We start from the raw sequence: 20,440 nt of genomic DNA on the forward strand, positions 1-20,440 counted from the left end.
CGTTACACCCTTTCTTTGTTTACCACTTGCATTTGATGACTCGGCAATGACTTATTCAGGACGCGCTGGATATAGACTGCCGCTTCCTTCAGTTTTTCTTCATCAATCCCTGTTTCAATCCCCATTTGATGGAGCATATGCACAAGGTCGTCTGTTGCTAAGTTTCCGGATGCTCCTTTAGCATAAGGGCAGCCACCGAGTCCTCCTAGGGCCGCATCAAAAGTGGTGATGTTATGCTGCATGGAGACAAGGACGTTGGATAAAGCCATCCCTCTGGTATTGTGAAAATGCATAGCAAGCTTATCGAAAGGCAGCCATTGTTTCCATTCGGAAAGCGCTTGATCGATTTGTCTAGGATTTGCTACACCAATCGTATCTCCTAATGAGAGTTCATCAATGCCCATCTCCAGTAGACGCTCACTTACCCGTGCGACCTGATCTGTGGCAATGGTTCCTTCATAAGGACATCCAAAAACCGTAGAGACATAACCTCTAACGCTCTTACCTTCTAATTTTGCTTCTTGGACAACTTCTTTCAGAACCGGATATGTTTCTTCAATAGACTTGTTGATGTTTTTTTTGTTATGCGTATCGGAAGCGGACATGAATACTGAAACTTCATCCACGTCCGTATCGATCGCTGCTTCAAGTCCTTTCCGGTTCGGAACAAGGGCGGCATAAGTGATCCCTTCTTTTCTTGAAATCATTGCTGCCACTTCTTTGGCATCTTTCAATTGTGGAATCCACTTGGGATGGACGAATGAACTGAATTCGATGTACGGGTATCCCGCTTCAGATAAAAGGTCGATCCAGGCAACCTTATCTTGAAGCGGTACTTCCACAGGTTCATTTTGAAGGCCATCTCGCGGACCGACTTCTTTGATTGTCACTTTTGCAGGCCATTCCATCATAAGAACCTCCTGTTTATTCAATGATTGCGATGACGTCCCCTTCGTTGACGAAATCCCCTTCACTCACTTTCAACTCTTTGACCGTTCCAGATGTTTCTGCAGGGATAGGGATCTCCATTTTCATAGATTCCAGGATGGCGATATCCTCCCCATCGTTCACTTGGTCCCCTTGGTTTGCAACAATTTTCCATACACTTCCTGCCATGGATGCTTTGATTTCTGTCATGATTGTTCCTCCTTAATGATTCGTCAATGTTGGTAAATAATAGTTTTCTACGAATGTGGTTTTTGTTTCGCCTTCTTTGAACTTCTCATGGGTGATGACGCGCTTCAGCATCGTCAGGTTACATTTAATCCCTTCAATTTCGTATTCATGAAGGGCTTTTGTTAGTCGTTCTATGGCGTCCTCGCGATTCTCTCCATGAACGACGAGTTTAGCTATCATAGGATCATAGAACGGCGTCACTTGTGAATCCCCTTCTACCGCTAATTCATGCCGGACTCCTGGGCCTTCTGGCAGCACCATTTTTGTCAATTTTCCTGGAGAAGGGTAAAAAGTGTTCGGATCTTCCGCATAGATTCTTACTTCAATTGCGTGTCCGTCGATCAACAGATCCTTTTGTTGAATCGATAAAAGTTCTCCATCCGCTACCCTCAGCTGTTGTTCAACAAGGTCGATCCCTGTAATTTGTTCTGTAACGGGGTGCTCGACTTGTAAGCGTGTATTCATTTCCAGGAAATAAAAATTCTCATCATCATCAACTAGAAACTCAATCGTACCGGCATTGGAATAGCCAAGGGAAGATACTGCTTTGAGCGCGCTTTCTCCCATTTTCTCTCGTGTAGCTTCAGATAGAACCGGTGATGGAGCCTCTTCGACGACCTTTTGGTGCCTCCGTTGTATGGAGCACTCTCTTTCAAATAAATGAACAGCATTTCCGTGACGATCCGCTAACACTTGAATTTCGATATGACGCGGATGCTCAATTAATTTTTCTATGAACATCTTCCCATCTCCGAAAAAGGCCTGCGCGCGTTTGGAATTCCCTTCAAACGCCTTTTCAAGTTCTTCATCGTTATAGACCGCCTGCATGCCGATGCCACCGCCACCTGCGGCTGCTTTCAACATGACCGGATATCCGAATTCAGCAGCAATCTTCTTAGCATCCTCTGTGTTCGCCACAGCATCTTCCGTTCCAGGGATGATTGGGACGCCAGCCGCTTTCATTTCTGCTCTTGCCGCAATCTTATCTCCCATTTTCGCAATGACATCCGCATTCGGCCCGATAAACGTTAGGCCTGCTTCTTCGGTTCTTCTCGCAAACTCAGCATTTTCGCTCAAAAGACCGTATCCTGGGTGAATCGCTTCCGCTCCAGAATTTTTGGCTACTTGCAAAATTTTATCGATGTTCAAGTACGATTCATTGACACGAGGCTTACCAATGAGATGACTCTCATCCGCCATTTGTACGTAAGGGGCAGTTTGATCCGCTTCCGAATAAACAGCGACCGTTTGGATGTTCAGCCTTTGACACGTCCGAATAATACGGGAGGCAATTTCTCCACGGTTAGCAATTAGGATTTTTTTGAACAACAGTGATCACCTCTTTATTAGGATTTTAAGTTCATCATTTCAAGCGCATGTTCTCTCAGTCTGAACTTCTGAATTTTCCCGCTCGCAGTCATCGGGTATTCGTCTGTGAAGCTTATATACCGAGGGATTTTATGTTTCGATATTTTCCCTTCGCTGAAATCCCTGATATCGCTTTCATTTAATTGTTTGCCTTCTTTCGGAATAATCCATGCCATGATCTCTTCCCCATACTTCTCATCAGGGACTCCGACCACTTGCACATCGAGAATGTCCGGGTGTTGATACAAAAATTCTTCAATTTCTCTCGGATAGACGTTTTCGCCTCCGCGAATGATCATATCCTTGATTCTACCAGTAATTTCGACATATCCATTCTCATCCATAACAGCAATGTCCCCCGTATGAAGCCAGCCATCGGGATCGATCGCAGTCATCGTCGCTTCCTCGTTTTTGTAGTAACCTTCCATGACGAGGTATCCACGGGTACAAAGTTCACCAGGAACCCCTGTCTCGACTTCTTCACCTGTAGCAGGCTCGATAATCTTCACTTCGACATTCGGATGGGCCCGGCCGACACTGCTCACTCTTAAATCAATGGGATCATCCGCTTTTGTCTGTGTAATGACAGGGGACGATTCCGTCTGGCCATAGGCGATCGTGATTTCCTCCGCTCCCATATCTTCAATTACACTCTTCATGACTTCCATCGGACACGTGGATCCCGCCATGATGCCTGTTCGTAAGGTCGTCGGCTTCAAGCCTTCATACTCTGGATGGTTCAACTCGGCAATGAACATCGTAGGCACTCCATGAAGCGCTGTACAGTTTTCCTCTTTCACAGCCTGGAGAACTTTTTTCGGATCAAATTGTTCCAGAATCACCATCGTTGTCCCTTTGGAAACAGCAGCCATCGTTCCTAACACACATCCGAAACAGTGGAAAAATGGCACGGGGATACAAAGACGGTCTTCTTCTGTGAGACGCATGCAATCCGCAACCTGGTTTCCGTTGTTCACGATATTGTAGTGACTTAACATGACTCCTTTAGGAAAACCTGTCGTTCCTGACGTGTACTGCATGTTGATCACATCGCGATGATGAAGGGTTTCTTTTCGTTCTTTTAATTCATCGTCAGTCACGGTCATCGCCATATCAAGAATATCCTGCCATGAATAACAGCCGCGATAGGACTTGTCACTCAAAACGACCACGTTCTTTAAAAATGGCAGTCGATCACTCTGGAGATCTCCTTTTTCAGAAGTTTCAAGCTCTGGACAGATTTCTTTCAGGATATCAATGTAAGAAGTGCCCTTGAAATCCTCTGCAAGAATCAATGTGGACGCATCCGATTGTTTTAATAAGTATTCGAGCTCCTGAGCACGATAGTTCGTGTTGACGGTGACGAGTACACCACCCATTTTTCCAGAAGCGAATTGGGACTGTAGCCATTCCGGCTTGTTATCAGACCAGATGGCGACATGCTCACCTTTTTCTATTCCAAGAGCCATAAATCCCTTCGCTACTTCATCCGTCATATCGTTGAATTCAGCATAGGTTTTTCTAAGACCTTGCTCAGGGTAAACGAACGCCTCATGGTCGGGATGGGCCTTTGCCTGCTGTTCTAACAATTCACCAACCGTCTGTTCTAGTAGGGACATACCATTTCCTCCTTTGAAATTTTTAACAACCTAACTGACGGGCAATGACCAAGCGCTGGATTTCCGATGTTCCCTCTCCAATTTCGAGGAGTTTCGCATCACGTAGAAAACGCTCGACTTCGTATTCTCTCATATATCCGTAACCACCATGGATTTGGATAGCCTGATTGGCAGAGCGGAACGCCGTTTCTGATGCAAAGAGTTTGGCATAAGCCGATTCTTTCGTGAAATTCCTTCCCTGATCTTTCAACCACGCTGCTTTCAGAACCATGTTACGCGCAAGCTCCACTTCCATAGCCATGTCAGCCAACTTAAACTGAATGGCCTGGAATTTTGTGATCGGCTGACCAAATTGCTTCCGTTCTTTCGCATAGGCGAGGGCGCGGTCCAACGACGCTTGCGCAATTCCTACTGCCAGTGCAGCAATAGAAATCCTTCCGCCATCCAGCGTGTAAAGGAATTGCTTGAACCCTTTTTCCGGATCGCCGAGAATGTTTTCTTTTGGTACTTTAACATCTTCCAAAATGATTTCAGACGTGTTCGAACCACGAACGCCCATTTTGTCATAAGGACTCGTAATCTTCATGCCTGGTGTATCTTTTGGAACAATAAAAGCGGATATGATGTTTTTTCCGTCGTCGCGTTTTCCTGAAACTGCAGTGACCGTGATGGATCTCGCATATTCAGCATTTGTTATCCAGCACTTTTCTCCATTGATAATATAGTGGTCACCTTTCAATTCGGCACGCGTCTTCGTTCCTCCTGCATCAGAGCCCGCATTCGGTTCGGTCAATCCAAAAGAAGCCAACCCTTCACCTTTAGCAAGCGGGGTAAGAAATTCTTGCTTTTGCTCTTCTGTCCCAAAATAATAAATAGGACTCGCTCCTAGAGAAACAGCCGCTGCGTAACTGAGGCCCGTAGATCCACAAACACGACCGATCTCTTCTACAGCAAGAGCATAACTGACCGTATCTCCGCCTGATCCGCCATACTCTTCAGGGAACGGGATGCCAAGAAGTCCAAGCTTGCCCATTTCATCAAAGATATCTTTTGGAAATTCACTGTTGATGTCGATATCCACGGCTCGTGGAGCGATCACATCCTCTGAAAAATCACGAACCATCTTCCTCGTCATTTCCTGTTCTTTCGTTAAATCGAAATTCATATGATTCCTCCTTAGGGAAATAAAGACCGACTGGTTGGTCTGTTGTAATGATAAATATAATGAAAGCGTTTACTCGCTTTCATAAAAAAAAGGAACTTTTAACATATGACGGAAGTATTCACTGTCTTCTTTACCTGGAAGCAAAAAGTGAAGCACCAGGTCAGTAAAAACTTCTGCAATTTGATCGATGGTGTACGTTCCATCCCTCCGGTACCATTTATAGATCCAGTTGACCATACCCAAGATCGCCATGCCGGTGATCTCAAGCGGAAGTTCTCTCCGGAAGTGGCCAGACTCTTGGCCTTCCGCAATGACATTGAATACCATGCGTTTGAATTCATCGCGCTTTCCTTTGATCTCTTCCTCATACGCTGGTTTCAAATACAGGCTTTCCTGATAAAACACCGAAATATGTGGTTTGTACAAGTCAAACACTTGAACAAAAGATTGAATGATCGCCTGGACTTTTGGTATAGGGGAAGAATGAATTACATTAGCGGCCTGTGCTTCCTTCAATACATATGTAATAAACGTGTCGTGAATGACGAATAGAAGTTCATCCTTTGACTGAAAGTGATGATAAAAGCCGCCTTTAGATGTATTTGTTTGCTGGACTATTTGTTTTACTGTAACGCCGTGAAACCCGTAGCGGTCGAACAGTTCTAGAGACGTCTGGATAATCTTTTCACGCAAATCGCTCATACATCAACTCCCATCTGCTGAATATACACTCATTTTATCACATTTTTCTGAAAATACAACGGTCTAAAGAATGACTTCAAATGTACATCGATACCTACAGCTATACCTATCTATAATCGGTTCGGTTCGAGAGGGTGCATGAACAGATTCGAGCAAGGTAGAGGAAGAGACACCTTTACTACCATAAAAAAAGCCCTCTGAACGCAGAGGGCTTTACTTATTATTGGGTATCGGATTCTGTTTCAAACGGAACACGGTAGACCGGTTTGATCCATGCTTCTTCCGCTTGTCCTTTTTCTTCGGTATCCAGCACATAAGAACCGTTGCTGTATCGATCATTTGCTTTAAAGTCCATCGTATTGACGACGATGGTCTCTTGTTTTTCTGTCATAATCATCACTTGATCATCTCTAGTCACAAGGTGCACATCCACTAATTGATGCGGATTTTTTTTCAACTCTCTTAACATGAGCACCCCGCGTTTTGCCCGGGTGGTTCGTTCAAACTCTTTCAAGCGCATCCGCTTCACCGCCGCACGATGAGTGGTCAGAAGGATGGATGGGTCTTCAGAAGCTCTGAACAACTGCCCAGACACAACTTCATCATCTTCTTTCAGATTGATCGCTTTGACACCTGCCGCTCGTTGACCGACAGTGTTTACTTCTTCTTCATGATACCAAAGGCCATAAGCCTTCTTCGTTGCAATGAACAACTCGGAATGGCCATCCGTTTTATGAACATCCACTACTTCATCATCATTTTTGAGATTGATGGCAACGAGAGCTTTGGAATGACGCTGGGCTTGATAAAGCTGTAGATCGCTCTTCTTCACCATTCCGTTCTTCGTAAAGAAAATGAGGTATTCCTCTTTTGTAAAGTCGCGAACGGGGATAGCTTCAACGATATATTCTTCTTTGTCTACCTGGACAATGTTTGAAATGTACTGCCCGAGATCCTTCCACCGGATATCCGGCAGTTTATGAACAGGTAAGAATAAATATTTACCAAGGTTCGTAAAGAGTAAAATGGTATCCGTTGTATTGATTTCGAATAGACCTAACAGGTGATCCCCGTCTTTCAAAGCGAAATCTTCCCCGTTTGATGCCGCATAGGAACGGAGGCTTGTCCGCTTAATATATCCATCTTTCGTTACAGATACGAGGACATCTTCACTTGCAACAGTCACCTCAAGGTCAACTTTCAACTCTTCCACTTTTTCCTCAATCTTCGTCATTCGATCATCGTTGTATTGCTTTTTCATAGAACGGAGATCGGCTTTAATGACCTTCAGCATCTCACGTTCACTGGATAAAAGTTTTTCTAAGTACTCAATTTGCTTTTGAAGTTCATCCGCTTCTTTTTGCAAGGCTGTAATATCTGTATTTGTCAGGCGGTAAAGCTGCAACGTAACGATCGCTTCTGATTGTTCTTCTGAGAAATCATAACTTGCGATGAGCTGTTTCTTTGCATCCGCTTTATCTTTTGAGCCACGAATGGTTGCGATGACATCATCCAAGATGGAAATCGCTTTGATCAGACCTTCCACAATATGAGCACGAGACTTCGCCTTATTCAAATCATAGATGGACTGTCTTGTGACCACTTCTTTCTGGTGCTTGATATAAGCATCAAGCATCATCGGAAGACTCATGAGGCTGGGCGTGCGTTCGTGGATGGCGACCATATTGAAATTGTAAGAGATTTGAAGGTCTGTATGCTTGTAAAGGTAATTCAGAACCCCTTCACTATTTGCATCTTTTTTCAGGTCAATGACAACCCGCAGCCCAGTACGATCAGTTTCATCGCGGACTTCAGCGATTCCTTCAACTTTCTTATCGATTCTCAGTTCATCCATCCGCTTGACCATGCTTGCCTTATTCACTTCAAAAGGAATCTCATCGATAACGATTTGTTCTCGTCCCCCGCGCTGCTCTTGTATTTCTGCACGGCCGCGCAAGACAATTTTTCCTTTTCCCGTTTCATAAGCTTTCTGAATGCCATCAATCCCTTGAATGATTCCACCAGTAGGAAAATCAGGCCCTTTTAATTTGGTCATCAGTTCAGGTACAGTCGCCTGAGGTTTATCAATCTTCATGATTACCGCATCGATCACTTCTCCGAGGTTATGAGAAGGGATTTCTGTCGCATAACCTGCGGATATCCCGGTAGAACCGTTGACGAGAAGATTCGGGAACTTGGCCGGAAGAACGGTTGGTTCATCAATCGTATCATCGAAGTTTGGAATAAACTCCACTGTCTGTTTTTCAATATCCCTGAGCAATTCAGATGAAATAGCGGAAAGCCTTGCTTCCGTATAACGCATGGCAGCGGGTGGATCGCCGTCAACACTTCCGTTATTTCCGTGCATTTCTACCAGGGATTTTCTCACTTTCCATGTTTGGCTTAAACGGACCATTGCATCGTAAACGGAGGTGTCCCCGTGAGGGTGGTAATTACCAATGACGGTACCAACCGTTTTCGCGGATTTCCGGTAAGCTTTGTCATGGGTGTTTTTTTCCTGATGCATCGCATAAAGGATACGCCTCTGTACAGGCTTTAGCCCATCCCTGGCATCAGGGAGGGCACGTTCCTGGATGATGTATTTACTATATCTCCCGAAGCGATCTCCGAGAACTTCTTCTAATGGTAAATCTAAAAACTTCTCTGCCTCTGCCAACAGAAGGTCCCCCTTTTACGTCTGTATTTTGTCGTTTTCTAGTATGCTCGCTTCATCTTCAAGACCAAAAGCGACATGGGATTCAATCCATTTACGGCGAGGTTCAACCTTATCTCCCATCAACGTTGTAACCCTGCGTTCAGCACGGGCAATATCGTCAATCGTAACACGGATCAATGTGCGTGATTCGGGGTTCATCGTCGTTTCCCAAAGCTGATCAGCATTCATTTCACCTAAACCTTTGTATCGTTGGATCGTATACCCGTTTTTAAATTCCTTCAATATCTTCTGCATGCCTTCTTCATCCCACGCATATTCGACTTTTTCTTTCTTCCCTTTCCCTTTGGAAACTTTATAAAGGGGAGGAAGGGCGATAAATACTTTCCCCGCTTCTACAAGCGGTCGCATGTATCGATAAAAGAAGGTTAGCAAAAGCACCTGAATGTGTGCTCCATCGGTGTCGGCATCGGTCATGATGACGATTTTATCATAGTTACAGTCTTCGAGCGTGAAGTCCCCACCAACTCCCGCACCGATGGTATGGATGATTGTGGAGATCTCTTCATTTTTAAAGATATCCGCAATTTTTGCTTTCTCTGTATTGATTACTTTTCCCCGCAAAGGAAGAACGGCCTGGAATTTTCGGTCACGCCCCTGCTTTGCCGATCCGCCGGCTGAGTCTCCCTCCACGAGGTACAACTCGTTTTTCTTGGCATTTTTCGATTGAGCTGGAGTGAGCTTCCCGCTTAAAAGCGTATCCTTCCGTTTCTTTTTCTTCCCTGAACGAGCATCTTCCCTCGCTTTTCGGGCGGCTTCTCTCGCTTCTTTTGCTTTGATCGCTTTTTTAATGAGCATAGAAGCAACATCCGGATTCTCTTCAAGGAAGTAAGACAACTGTTCCGCGACAATGCCGTCGACAGCGGAACGGGCTTCAGATGTACCAAGTTTGCTCTTGGTTTGTCCTTCAAATTGAAGGAGTTCTTCTGGAATTCTTACCGATATAACGGCAGTGAACCCTTCTCTGATATCGTTTCCTTCTAAATTCTTGTCTTTATCTTTCAGAAGTTGCGCTCGTCTTGCATAGTCATTGAAGACCCTGGTGATGGCCGTTTTGGCTCCGGATTCATGAGTTCCTCCATCTTTTGTCCGTACATTATTGACAAAGGATAAAATGTTCTCTGCAAACCCGTCATTGAATTGAAAAGCAAAATCCGCCTCAATTCCACTATGACTTCCCTCGAAAGAGACAACGGGATGCAAAGTATCTTTTTCTTCATTTAAATACTCGACGAATGAGACCAGTCCGTCATCATATTGATATTCTTCTCTGACCGTTTCTTTGCGTTCATCCACAAGGACAATACGGAATCCTTTCAACAAGAAAGCCGCTTCTCGTAACCGTTCGGATAAAGTTTCAAAATTAAACTTGGTTACCGAAAAAATAGAAGCATCCGGTTTGAAACGGATCGTCGTCCCGGTTTTACGTGTCGCCCCTTTATTTTCTAAGGAAGTGACAGGGACGCCTCCGTTCTCGAATCTTTGATAAAATTTCTCGCCATCTCTGCAGATGTGTACTTCCAGCCACTCGGAAAGAGCATTGACCACAGAGGCTCCGACACCGTGTAAACCACCTGAGGATTTATAGCCTCCTTGTCCGAACTTTCCTCCTGCATGAAGGACGGTCAAAATGACCTCTGGTGTAGGCTTTCCTGTTTTATGCATCCCTGTAGGCATTCCCCGCGCTTCATCCTGAACCGATACACTACCATCTTTATGGAGCGTGACAGTCATTTTTTCGCCGAATCCAGATAACGCCTCATCGATCGCGTTATCTACAATTTCGTGAACGAGATGGTGTAGACCTCTATGATCCGTGGATCCAATATACATCCCCGGTCGTTTCCGAACGGCCTCCAATCCCTCCAGCACTTGAATAGAATCATCTGAATACGTTTGATTTTGACTCGACAATTTACCATCGGCTCCTTTCTCTAACACACACTGCTACTTCAATAATAGAACAAACGTTCGATTGTGTAAACGATGAGTGCATCTCCAGGTACTTCAACACTCATGACATAAGTCAATCAACGGTGTGGAGTCTCGCTCTTCCACTCCATTGATTGGCTTATGATCTAGATAAAGCTGAAGAACCTTGCACAAGTGAAGGGGTCGTAAAAGGACCCCGTCTGATTTCGCTTACATTTCTTATTGTTTCTTAGACAACCGCTCTGTTAAACATTAGCTCTCCAAATAAGAAAGGTCTTTCTAAGAAAGGGACCTTTTCTGTTTTATAGAGCTGATCAATGTATCAAACAAAAAACGTCGCTTGTTATATTGTAGCGATTTTATAAGGTTTCGCAAACATAAATCTTCCAAAAAACATGAAAAAACCCCTGAGTGAACAGGGATTTTTTCATTTTCACTGTTATTCTTTTACCGATAAATCGCATGGGCGACTTTAATGCAAGAGTCCATGATGACAAGCTTTGAATCGTCTTTCAGGATGCGAGCCGCTCCTTCGGAATACACCCCTTGCTGAGCCCAAAAAGCTTTAGCTTCAATATTTTTCGATTCCTTAGCAATTTGCGTCAGATGTTCGGAGCGTCGAAAGACATTGATAATATCTATAGGTTCCTGGATATCATGAAGGCTAGCCACGGCCTTTTCCCCAAGAGACTCCGTAATTTGAGGGTTCACCGGGATAATCTTATACCCGGCATTCTGCATCGCCTCACTCACTTGATAGGATGTGCGGTGAGGTTTATCGGAAAGTCCTACAACGGCAATCGTCTTCGATTGGGCCAATAGGTCACGAATCTCTGCATTGGACGGATTTTCAAAAGTCATCCTTAAACCTCCTATTCGTCGATTAATCCTTCATTGACTAAATACTCTCTGGCCACTTCTTCAGGATCGCGGTCTTCAAAATCTACCTGGTAGTTCATTTCCCTCATTTTATCGCCGGTAATCTTTCCTCCTAATTGATTCAGGATCTCCTCAAGTTCTGGGTATTGATCTAGGGTTTCCTGCCTCATCAATGGTGCGCCCTGGTATGGTGGAAATAGATTTTCCGGATCTTCTAATACTTTCAAATTAAGGTCCACCATATAACTATCAGTCGCGTAAGCATCAATGATATCAACTTCACCGCTCTCAATAGCTCCCTGTCGCAAACCAGGGTCCATTGTACGAACTTCACCAAGGTCTAAATTGTATATTTCTTTCATGCCTTGATAACCGTCCTGACGATCGTTGAATTCAAGTGTAAACCCAGCTGTAATTTGATCCTCAACTGGTTTCAAATCACCGATCGTTTCCAGATCGTACTGCTCTGCAAGCTCCTGAGTAGTTGCTACAGCGTAAGTATTGTTGAATTGCATCGGTTGTAAAAAGGCCATATCATAGGTTTCTGCCATGCCTTCTTTTGCCTGTTCATAGACTTCCTGTGGTTCATTACTGTTCGCTTCCTCTCCTAAAAGAGAAACGATTGCGGTTCCTGTAAACTCTGGATAAATATCGATACTGCCTTCTTCCAACGCACTAAAAACCAGGTCCGTTTTTCCTAAGTTCGGTTGAAGACCTACGTTCAAATCTGTTTCTTCTTCTATTAATAGCTTATACATGTTAATGAGAATGGCAGGTTCTGATCCAAGCTTAGCTCCCAAAGTTAAGTCATTCTTCACTTTTCCACCGAACGCTAATGGCCCAACAGCGATCAATGCTGAAATCACTAATAAACTGACAAGTGAACGGAAGCCGGATTTGGCTGATGTTCGTTCAAATAGGCGAAGAATAAGATCCAAAATAATGGCTAGCAACGCAGCCGGAATAGCACCCAGCAAAATAAGATTGGCATCTCCTCCTCGATCCAAACCGAGTAGGATCAAGTCCCCGAGACCGCCTGCACCTATAAGAGCAGCGATGGTTGTCGTTCCTACGATCAGTACCATGGATGTGCGTATTCCAGCCATAATGACCGGCATGGCGATCGGTAGTTCAATCTTAGAAAGACGTCTGAATGATTTCATCCCCATCCCTGTCGCAGCTTCCTTTAAAGCTGGATCAACTTCCTTGATTCCTGTGTACGTGTTTCGAAGGATAGGAAGAAGCCCATAAGCAGCAAGAGCGATGATGGCTGGTGTTTGTCCAATACCGAAAAATGGAATGAGGAAAGCCAGCACAGCAAGGCTAGGAATCGTCTGCAAAACGGCTGTCATGCCGATAATTGGTTCCGCAATTCTCTGCTTTCTTGTAAGCCATAAGCCGAGAGGTACGGAAATCAAAGTAGCAATGACTAATGCAATAATGGATATTTGCAGGTGTTCCCATATTTTCTCTAATAGAATGCCCTGCCTTTGGTTAAAAACATCTAAAAACTCACTCATTTATTTTCTACCTCCTCTTCCTTCTTACGAGACTGTTCTTTAAGGTAGAGGACAATATCTCTGTAGGATAAGGTACCGATCAATTGGTCACCTTTAACGACTGGTAGAATAGAGGAGTGGCCTTCTTCGAAAATTCGAACCGCATCTCTTAAAATCATATCATTGGATAACGGAGACACTTGCACCTGCTTTTCGTCCTCAATTAACCCCTGATACGTCCCATTTTGATCTTTAAGGGCAAAAGGCCCATCCAGAAGGACATGGCCTTCCTTGTATTCTTTTACTGAGACCACACGCTTTTCCGAATGATTCATGATGACATCCACAGCTGTCTGCCAGGGAGTTTTTCTTCCTCCAATGAAATCTTCAACAAACTTATTGGATGGATTCAATATGAGGTTCTGTGGCGTATCCAACTGGATGATTTCCCCTGCTTTCATAAGGCAGACTCGATCGCCTAGTGCGAGAGCTTCGTCCATGTCGTGGGTGACGAAGACGATGGTTTTCTTGATTTCTTTCTGCAACTGACGGATGTCGTTTTGCAACTGTTCCCTGCTGATTGGATCGAGGGCACTAAATGGTTCATCCATTAAGATAATGTCAGGGTCTGCCGCCAACGCCCGTATGACTCCGACCCGCTGCTGCTGTCCTCCAGAGAGTTCACTTGGTTTTCTTTTACGGTGCTTTTCCGGATCCAGTCCAACCATATTCATCAATTCATCAATACGTTTTGATAAATCCTTTTTCTTCCACTTCTTCATTTCCGGTACAACGGATATATTCTCTTCTACCGTCATATGAGGGAAGAGAGCAATCTCCTGTAACACATAACCGATATTCCAACGCAGTTCGTGAATGTTGTATTCTCTAATATCTTTATTATGTATGGTAATGGTCCCTTCCGTCGGCTTAATCAGACGGTTAATCATTTTCATCGTTGTTGTTTTCCCGCAGCCACTTGGACCGATCAGTGCGAGTAATTCTCCTTCTTGCACTTCCAGGTTGATTTTTTTCAACGCTGTCGTTCCATCCGGGTAAGTCTTCGTTACATCAGTGAACGTGATCATCGTTTTCCCCCTAGACAAAAAATAAAAGACCTAATTCTATAACCACATTTCCACAGTTCGAAACATTTTGCAATCATAATGCCTATTAATCATGTGCGAGATTATTGAACACAAAGCCACCATCTCCTCCAAAGGTATGACAAAACAACTTGATACCTGGTACTAAATTGATATAATAGAGAAGCTGCCTTTATGAAATTAGAGTTCTTTAACTATGAAGCCCATGATAAAATAGTAGAAAGTGCAGAAGGAGTTGAACTTATTGGAATATGTACTCTATATCCTCATCGCCTATCTCCTTGGGTCCATCCCTTCAGGGTTAATTGTAGGTAAAATCGGTTACGATACGGATATACGCGAACATGGAAGCGGAAACCTTGGAGGCACGAATACATTCCGGGTTTTAGGAATTAAAGCAGGATTAATCGTTACCATCGCTGACATTCTGAAAGGGACTGCAGCCGCCGCTCTCCCTTATTTTATGGGCGCTGAGGTCATCCCTCTCGTTATTGGTATTTTTGCTGTTGTCGGACACATGTACCCTGTATTTGCAGGCTTTAAAGGTGGAAAAGCTGTCGCCACATCCGGGGGCGTCATTCTCGGTGTTAATCCAATCATCTTTGGCGTGTTATTATTGTCTTTTTTCATCGTTCTCTACTTAAGTAAATATGTGTCCTTATCTTCCATGATAAGCGGAATCGTCGGCATTATAGCCACTTTGGTCGTACAGGATTATGGGTTGACCATCATTATTTCCCTATTTACCATCTTTGTGATCTATCGTCACCGCGCTAACATCAAGAGAATCGTCAATAAAACAGAGCCTAAAATCACATGGATGTAGGATCTATGCAAACTTAAAAAGGGTAACGTTTGCGAAGATAGTCTATCCCATAGAAGGATAGGCTTTCTTTTATGGTGTATTCTATAAATGCACACTCATCAAGCAATCCATTGTATATTCAGAAATACATATTGTATACTTTGACATAGAAAGAAGGCCTGAAAGGAGTCTTTGTTATGAATAAGACTGAATTGAACCAAAACAAACAATTACCATCAAAAAAAGAACGTCATAAATTATTTGGCTCAGTGGAGCCGGGTCCACGGACAAAGCCTATGGAAAAAGATCAGATGGCTGATCTTCAAAACTCGAAAAAGGACTTTTTATTCGATATTGATATGGTGGGGGTCTCCAACGTCAAACACCCTATTCGTATTCCCAGCACGATGACACCTGAGATCCAAACAACGATCGGGAGCTTTTCATTCGGGTCCTCGATTACTCAAGGGAGTAAAGGGACGAATATGAGCCGGTTCACCGAGCAGCTCGATAAATACCACAATGAAGGATTTGCCGTCGACATCGCCACTCTAAAACAATTCACCGAGGAACTGGCCGGCCGCCTCAAGCAGTCGGATGCGGAAGTGGAAGTATCCTTTCCTTGGTTCTTTGAACGAAAAGGTCCATACTCTGGTCTTGCAGGGATGAACCACGCGGATGCAACGATCCGCGTCGAGTATGACGAAGATACGGGACATGATGTGACGGTTTCTCTCACCGGAAAAATTACGACCCTTTGCCCTTGCTCTAAGGAAATCAGTGAATATAGTGCGCACAACCAGCGCGGAAACGTGACTATGAGTGTAAAACTGACAGATGACTTTAAAGAGCAGGAAATCGATTGGAAAGCAGCACTCTTAGAAGCGGCAGAAAGCAATGCAAGTGCCCGCATCCATCCTGTATTGAAACGTCCGGACGAAAAGATGGTTACGGAACAAGCTTATGAAAACCCTCGATTTGTTGAAGATATCGTACGACTTGTAGCCGCCGATCTTTATGAATATTCATTTGTAGAAGCATTCACAGTGAAGTGCCGTAACGAAGAATCCATTCACCTGCATGATGCGGTGGCTACTCTTAGCTATGATAAGAAAAAAGAAGCTGAGTAAAAAATACGATGAAGCAAATCATGATCGCTTTGATTCAATTTTATCGCAAAGGCATCAGTCCTTTTTTTCCACCGTCTTGCAGGTTTCAGCCGACGTGTTCAGAATACGGATTGGAGGCTTTTCGCCGTTTCGGTTTTTTCAAAGGCAGCTATTTGACTGTCAAAAGAATTCTAAAGTGTCACCCTTTCCATCCGGGAGGATTCGACCCTGTACCTATGAAGCAAACGAATCATAACTCTGATGCGTCTTCTCCTGAAAAATAGGTTTATGAAACGACGCCAGAGGAAAGAGACAAACACGGAACCCATTACAGGAGTTGATCTAATGAACTTAACAGTAACAGAAGAAGCAGCAAAATGGTATGAAGAGGAACTTGATATCGATGGAAACGTCGACTTAAGATTTTACGTCCGTTATGGTGGCGTCGGTGGTCTTCAACCTGGTTTTTCTCTAGCGATTAAACTGGAGGATCCTGAAGAACCAATTGCAGAAACGACAACCGGCCCAATTCATTTCTTCATTGAGGCGGACGATGAGTGGTATTTCGATGAACATTCATTGGAAGTTACGTTGGACGAAAAATGGAATGAGCCATCATTTGAATACAAAAAATAAGACGCCGATACGGCGTCTTATTTTTTTTGTAATTGGAAACGGTGAATATGGTCCCAATACCCTTCTTCTTTCAATATACGCAACTGACGATCACCAAATAAATCAAAATGAGGAAATCGCGGATCGTTATGGATCCAGCCCGGTTCTAAACCATATTGTTTCCCCCATGCCTTTAATTTGTTGAGATCAGAACAGCCGACTTTTGTGACTGTATCACAACCAGGAAAGCGGTCATCCAGCCAGAAATGAGTCAAAAAAGCAATTTCCCCTTGTTTTACTTTTGCTTTCCAATCCTTCAGTTCAGCCTTTTTCACACCGAAAGCCATTAGGATTCAGACTCCATGGCAGCCAAATAAGCTTCGTGCCACTTGGGAAAGCTCCGCCTGATGGATACAGGTTTGAAGTTATCTTTTTTCACAATCACATGTTTCGTTACACCAGTAACTGCTACATCTCCGTTTTTGAACGCCACTTCATACCCGTAGGAAACGCGAAGACCATCATAACTATCCACCCATGTCCTAACATGGACAGGGTCCCCGTACTTCACAGGTTTTTTAAAACTCACCTGAGCATCAATAACAGGTGAAACGACACCCTGCTTTTCAATTTCAGAGTACATAAACCCAAGATCTTCGATGAAGGATGTTCGCCCAATTTCAAACCAGACTAAATAGTTGGCATGGTAAACGACCCCCATCATATCTGTTTCCTGGTACCTTACTTGAATCGGTGTTTCGACCACTTTCATTATGAAGACTCCCTTCGCACCGTATGCCATGCTTTTTCTAAGTCGACGAGCTCAAGTTCATTCATATCTTCCGCTTCATTCTCCATTATTCGAATGGCCTGGAATTGAATCGCTTCGTTCACAAGATTATTAATGAAGCGTCCATTCCCTCTGACTTTGTGATCCGTGTACTTTTCTAAGAGGAATGACTCCGCCCATTCATTAAAATGATACCCGTATTGTTGTGCCTGATAGTGAGTCATGGCAATCAACTCGTCCTCGGTATAATCCGGAAAGTGGAAGTACTTTTTGAACCTTGAAGACAAACCTGGGTTGCTCTCTACCAACTGCTCCATCTCGCGTTGATAACCAGCAAGGACAACGACAAGGTTTTCGTTGTGTTTGGTCATTTCGTCGACGAGGGTTTCAATGGCTTCTTTGCCAAAATCATCTCTCCCTCCGTTGTACAACGCATAAGCTTCATCAATGAACAAGACACCACCGAGCGCTTCTCTGATTTTCCGTTTTGTTTTTATGGCTGTCTGACCTACATAACCGGCCACAAGATCGCTTCTCGAGACGACCACAGTATGACCTCTCTTCAACAACCCGCATTCTTTCAAAACGTCTGCATAGATTTCTGCCACCGTTGTCTTTCCGGTTCCTGGGTTTCCTGAAAATACGGAATGCAGTTGGATAGGGACGACAGGATATCCTTTTTCTTTCCTCTTTTGCTGGGCTTGAACGAAAGATGAAAGTTTTTTTACTTCTTCTTTTACATTGGACAACCCGATCAGTTCATCCAGTCGTTGTATTGGAGAACGTTCGTCTTCATCTGTTTTCAAATCCCATGCAAGGTCTTCTGAGGATATCCTCATATGATCGAGCCAATGGTGTTTATCCTGTTCGGCTTCTTTCGCTCCTTTTTGGAATACGGTCTTCAAAACCAAGTTTTTGACCGTACGAGCATTTCCGAATGAGTCATCCACACGCTCTCGATCAATAAGCGAGGTGAATTCGTTTAATGCAGCAGTTGTGAAAAAGAAATCGTTGTCAGTCGCCGTCTGCTCAGCGATCGTCAACAGTTCATCCATGTGATAATCAGGGAGTTCGATATGGTTTTGTTCAGGGAAACGACTGCGGAGGCCTGGATTCGACCATAAAAACTGACGCATTTCTTCTGGATAACCAGCAAGAATCACCGCGAATCTGCCTCCGTATTCTTTGCTCGTCATCGCAGAAACAAGGGTGTCAATGACCGCCTGACCATAATCATTTCCTGTTTGACCTTCCCTTTTCAAGCTGTATGCTTCGTCGATGAACAACACACCACCGATCGCTTGTTTCACGTAATTCATCGTATTCTCTTCACTTTGCCCGACATAAGATCCGACAAGGTGAGACCGATTCACTTCCACGACTTCTTTCGTATCTAAAATTCCAAGCTCATGATAAATATTAGCAAGCAGCCGAGCAATCGTTGTTTTTCCAGTCCCTGGGTTTCCAGTAATAATCATATGTAATCCAGGTTCATCTACCATGGAAAAACCATAGCTCTTTCTCTGCTGCTGGTATCTTAAAAAGTGATAATACCGGCGAATATACGTTTTCACATCACGCAATCCTACCATCTGATCGAATGCTTCCAAAGGATTTTGAATGGATTGATCTGTCAGGAAGCTTGGCAATCTTTTGTATATCTCATCCTGATTATCCGAGAGGCGTCTTGTTCGTTCATTGATTTCCTTGACGGGAACTCGAATACGCCTATTTTCAATGGAATTAATGGCTTCTTCCAACATTTGTTCCAAATCAGACAATTCCTCATATACGTCCTGATAAAGGCTCAAACGGCTGGAAGCGTCTATGATTGTTTTTTTGGCTAGGTCTTGGTCCCACTGCTCCTTCAAATCACAAACATCAGAATAAATGGCTTTTGCTTTTTTAGCTTTTGCTGAATCATGATCCGTTTCATGAAGGATCCACTGATCAAGAGGTGTTTTTTTCAATAATGTATAGGCCTGCATCAACTGTTGAGACTCATATAACTCCGCTACTAAGGGATGTGAAGGATTGAGAACCCGTGCCTCATCAATGAACTGCTCAGCTAGAGCATCATCTCCAGGGTGTCTTTTAATCCGATGGTAAGCAAGCGTCACATAGAGCAATGCTTTAGCTTCTTTCTCCTGTTCCCCATCCGTTTGGTCCATATATCGTAAAGCTTCCACTTCGGAAATAGGAGGCTGTTGTTCTAAACTGTCCCACTGTTTCAGTTGTTCTAACATCTTCATCACTTCCTTTTCTATCGCCGATATCCATTTTATCATAGTCGAGATTTAATGTAGATGAAGATGCATTAGAGCTTAGATAAGGTAAAACAACCGCTCCTCAATAGAGAAGCGGTTGTTGAGTACGTTAATATTGTTGATGACGGGCTTCGTCCTTAATTTCATCACGCATAGCTTCTAACGATTGGTTTCTTCGTTTATTTTTCTTTTCGATATTTCTCTTTTCTTCTTCCGTTGCAAACCGCAAGGCATCGTGGGAAGCTTCAATGTTCTCAATCGTATTCGTCACTTTTTCTTGGAGACGATCCACGTTGTCTGCGCGATTGTCAGGATTTGGTTTTTGGTTCGCCATGTGCTGTTGTTTATGGGACATGTTCGTACCCCTCCTGTAAGTTTCAATAGACCCTTGATGAGTCATTCTTTACTTTTCCCAGGAAGGAGACGAATTATCAAAAGAAAAAGGAAGGAGCATGCTCCTTCCTTTTTTGATTACCTAGTTTATGTACAGAAACAAACCCCGTTTACGATGGGATCTGTTTCATGCGCTCATTATGACGCTTCTCAATCCGTTCATCAATTTGATCCAACAATTTTTGATCAGCTTTGATGGAGCGGATATTTTCTTTTACACGTTCTTCAAAAGATATGCTCTTGTGTTTTCTCATGGATATCTCTCCTTTTATAGGTAGGAT

General features: G+C 43.8%; 20 protein-coding genes. 4 read left to right on the forward strand and 16 right to left on the reverse strand.

The genetic code is table 11. From position 1 onward, the window contains the following. Positions 1-2: 2 nt before the first annotated feature. From K2225_RS01355 to K2225_RS01405, 11 genes are all read right to left on the reverse strand, one after another. A complete protein-coding gene (locus tag K2225_RS01355) occupies positions 3-911 on the reverse strand; it encodes a hydroxymethylglutaryl-CoA lyase (protein WP_305038430.1) in 909 nt (302 codons plus the stop codon). Between the two features lie 13 nt (positions 912-924). Next, positions 925-1,137 (reverse strand): acetyl-CoA carboxylase biotin carboxyl carrier protein subunit, encoded by a 213-nt coding sequence (locus K2225_RS01360; RefSeq protein WP_146816252.1) that lies wholly within the window; start codon positions 1,135-1,137, stop codon positions 925-927. A gap of 12 nt (positions 1,138-1,149) precedes the next feature. After that, positions 1,150-2,505, reverse strand: coding sequence for an acetyl-CoA carboxylase biotin carboxylase subunit (locus K2225_RS01365; RefSeq protein WP_220583162.1), 1,356 nt, complete (start codon positions 2,503-2,505; stop codon positions 1,150-1,152). A 17-nt stretch (positions 2,506-2,522) separates the two neighbouring features. Then, on the reverse strand, positions 2,523-4,163 hold the full coding sequence (locus K2225_RS01370; RefSeq protein ID WP_220583163.1) for an AMP-binding protein: 1,641 nt from the start codon (positions 4,161-4,163) through the stop codon (positions 2,523-2,525). A 22-nt stretch (positions 4,164-4,185) separates the two neighbouring features. Beyond that, positions 4,186-5,328 carry an acyl-CoA dehydrogenase gene (locus tag K2225_RS01375; protein ID WP_146816258.1) on the reverse strand — a complete coding sequence of 381 codons (1,143 nt, stop codon included), beginning with the start codon at positions 5,326-5,328 and terminating at the stop codon, positions 4,186-4,188. Between the two features lie 69 nt (positions 5,329-5,397). Next, complete coding sequence (locus tag K2225_RS01380) at positions 5,398-6,030, reverse strand: TetR/AcrR family transcriptional regulator (RefSeq protein WP_220583164.1); 633 nt, start codon at positions 6,028-6,030, stop codon at positions 5,398-5,400. A gap of 220 nt (positions 6,031-6,250) precedes the next feature. Next, complete coding sequence (gene parC, locus K2225_RS01385; RefSeq protein ID WP_220583165.1) at positions 6,251-8,707, reverse strand: DNA topoisomerase IV subunit A; 2,457 nt, start codon at positions 8,705-8,707, stop codon at positions 6,251-6,253. Between the two features lie 15 nt (positions 8,708-8,722). After that, positions 8,723-10,678 (reverse strand): DNA topoisomerase IV subunit B, encoded by a 1,956-nt coding sequence (parE, locus tag K2225_RS01390; protein WP_220583166.1) that lies wholly within the window; start codon positions 10,676-10,678, stop codon positions 8,723-8,725. Between the two features lie 465 nt (positions 10,679-11,143). Next, positions 11,144-11,557, reverse strand: coding sequence for a CoA-binding protein (locus K2225_RS01395; RefSeq protein WP_220583167.1), 414 nt, complete (start codon positions 11,555-11,557; stop codon positions 11,144-11,146). A gap of 11 nt (positions 11,558-11,568) precedes the next feature. Beyond that, on the reverse strand, positions 11,569-13,095 hold the full coding sequence (locus K2225_RS01400; protein ID WP_220583168.1) for an ABC transporter permease/substrate-binding protein: 1,527 nt from the start codon (positions 13,093-13,095) through the stop codon (positions 11,569-11,571). Beyond that, positions 13,092-14,162, reverse strand: coding sequence for an ABC transporter ATP-binding protein (locus K2225_RS01405; protein ID WP_220583169.1), 1,071 nt, complete (start codon positions 14,160-14,162; stop codon positions 13,092-13,094). The genes K2225_RS01400 and K2225_RS01405 overlap by 4 nt, the downstream gene beginning before the upstream one ends. Positions 14,163-14,424: 262 nt before the next feature. On the opposite strand from K2225_RS01405, the gene plsY reads away from it, so the two are divergent. From plsY to K2225_RS01425, 4 genes are all read left to right on the forward strand, one after another. Further along, entirely contained in the window at positions 14,425-15,006 is a 582-nt protein-coding gene (gene plsY / locus K2225_RS01410; RefSeq protein WP_220583170.1) for a glycerol-3-phosphate 1-O-acyltransferase PlsY, read from the forward strand. A 176-nt stretch (positions 15,007-15,182) separates the two neighbouring features. Beyond that, positions 15,183-16,115: a GTP cyclohydrolase FolE2 gene (gene folE2 / locus K2225_RS01415; protein WP_220583171.1), complete on the forward strand. Its 933-nt coding sequence runs from the start codon at positions 15,183-15,185 to the stop codon at positions 16,113-16,115. Positions 16,116-16,123: 8 nt separating this feature from the next. Beyond that, positions 16,124-16,378: a membrane protein insertion efficiency factor YidD gene (yidD, locus tag K2225_RS01420; protein WP_146816276.1), complete on the forward strand. Its 255-nt coding sequence runs from the start codon at positions 16,124-16,126 to the stop codon at positions 16,376-16,378. Positions 16,379-16,439: 61 nt separating this feature from the next. Further along, entirely contained in the window at positions 16,440-16,730 is a 291-nt protein-coding gene (locus K2225_RS01425) for a HesB/YadR/YfhF family protein (RefSeq protein WP_146816278.1), read from the forward strand. A gap of 17 nt (positions 16,731-16,747) precedes the next feature. Here K2225_RS01425 and K2225_RS01430 read toward each other — a convergent pair whose 3' ends face one another. The 5 genes from K2225_RS01430 to K2225_RS01450 form a co-directional block, all read right to left on the reverse strand. Continuing rightward, complete coding sequence (locus tag K2225_RS01430) at positions 16,748-17,056, reverse strand: hypothetical protein (protein ID WP_220583172.1); 309 nt, start codon at positions 17,054-17,056, stop codon at positions 16,748-16,750. Next, positions 17,056-17,481 carry an acyl-CoA thioesterase gene (locus K2225_RS01435; protein ID WP_220583173.1) on the reverse strand — a complete coding sequence of 142 codons (426 nt, stop codon included), beginning with the start codon at positions 17,479-17,481 and terminating at the stop codon, positions 17,056-17,058. Before K2225_RS01435 ends, K2225_RS01430 begins: the two co-directional genes overlap by 1 nt. Beyond that, on the reverse strand, positions 17,481-19,745 hold the full coding sequence (locus K2225_RS01440; RefSeq protein ID WP_220583174.1) for an AAA family ATPase: 2,265 nt from the start codon (positions 19,743-19,745) through the stop codon (positions 17,481-17,483). The genes K2225_RS01435 and K2225_RS01440 overlap by 1 nt, the downstream gene beginning before the upstream one ends. Positions 19,746-19,875: 130 nt before the next feature. Further along, entirely contained in the window at positions 19,876-20,121 is a 246-nt protein-coding gene (tlp, locus tag K2225_RS01445; RefSeq protein ID WP_370632678.1) for a small acid-soluble spore protein Tlp, read from the reverse strand. Between the two features lie 148 nt (positions 20,122-20,269). Then, on the reverse strand, positions 20,270-20,413 hold the full coding sequence (locus K2225_RS01450) for an FbpB family small basic protein (protein WP_160912244.1): 144 nt from the start codon (positions 20,411-20,413) through the stop codon (positions 20,270-20,272). Positions 20,414-20,440 lie beyond the last annotated feature (27 nt).

Origin of the sequence: Halobacillus sp. Nhm2S1, from assembly GCF_019599545.1 — a bacterium.
In the GTDB taxonomy this organism is placed as follows: domain Bacteria; phylum Bacillota; class Bacilli; order Bacillales; family Halobacillaceae; genus Halobacillus.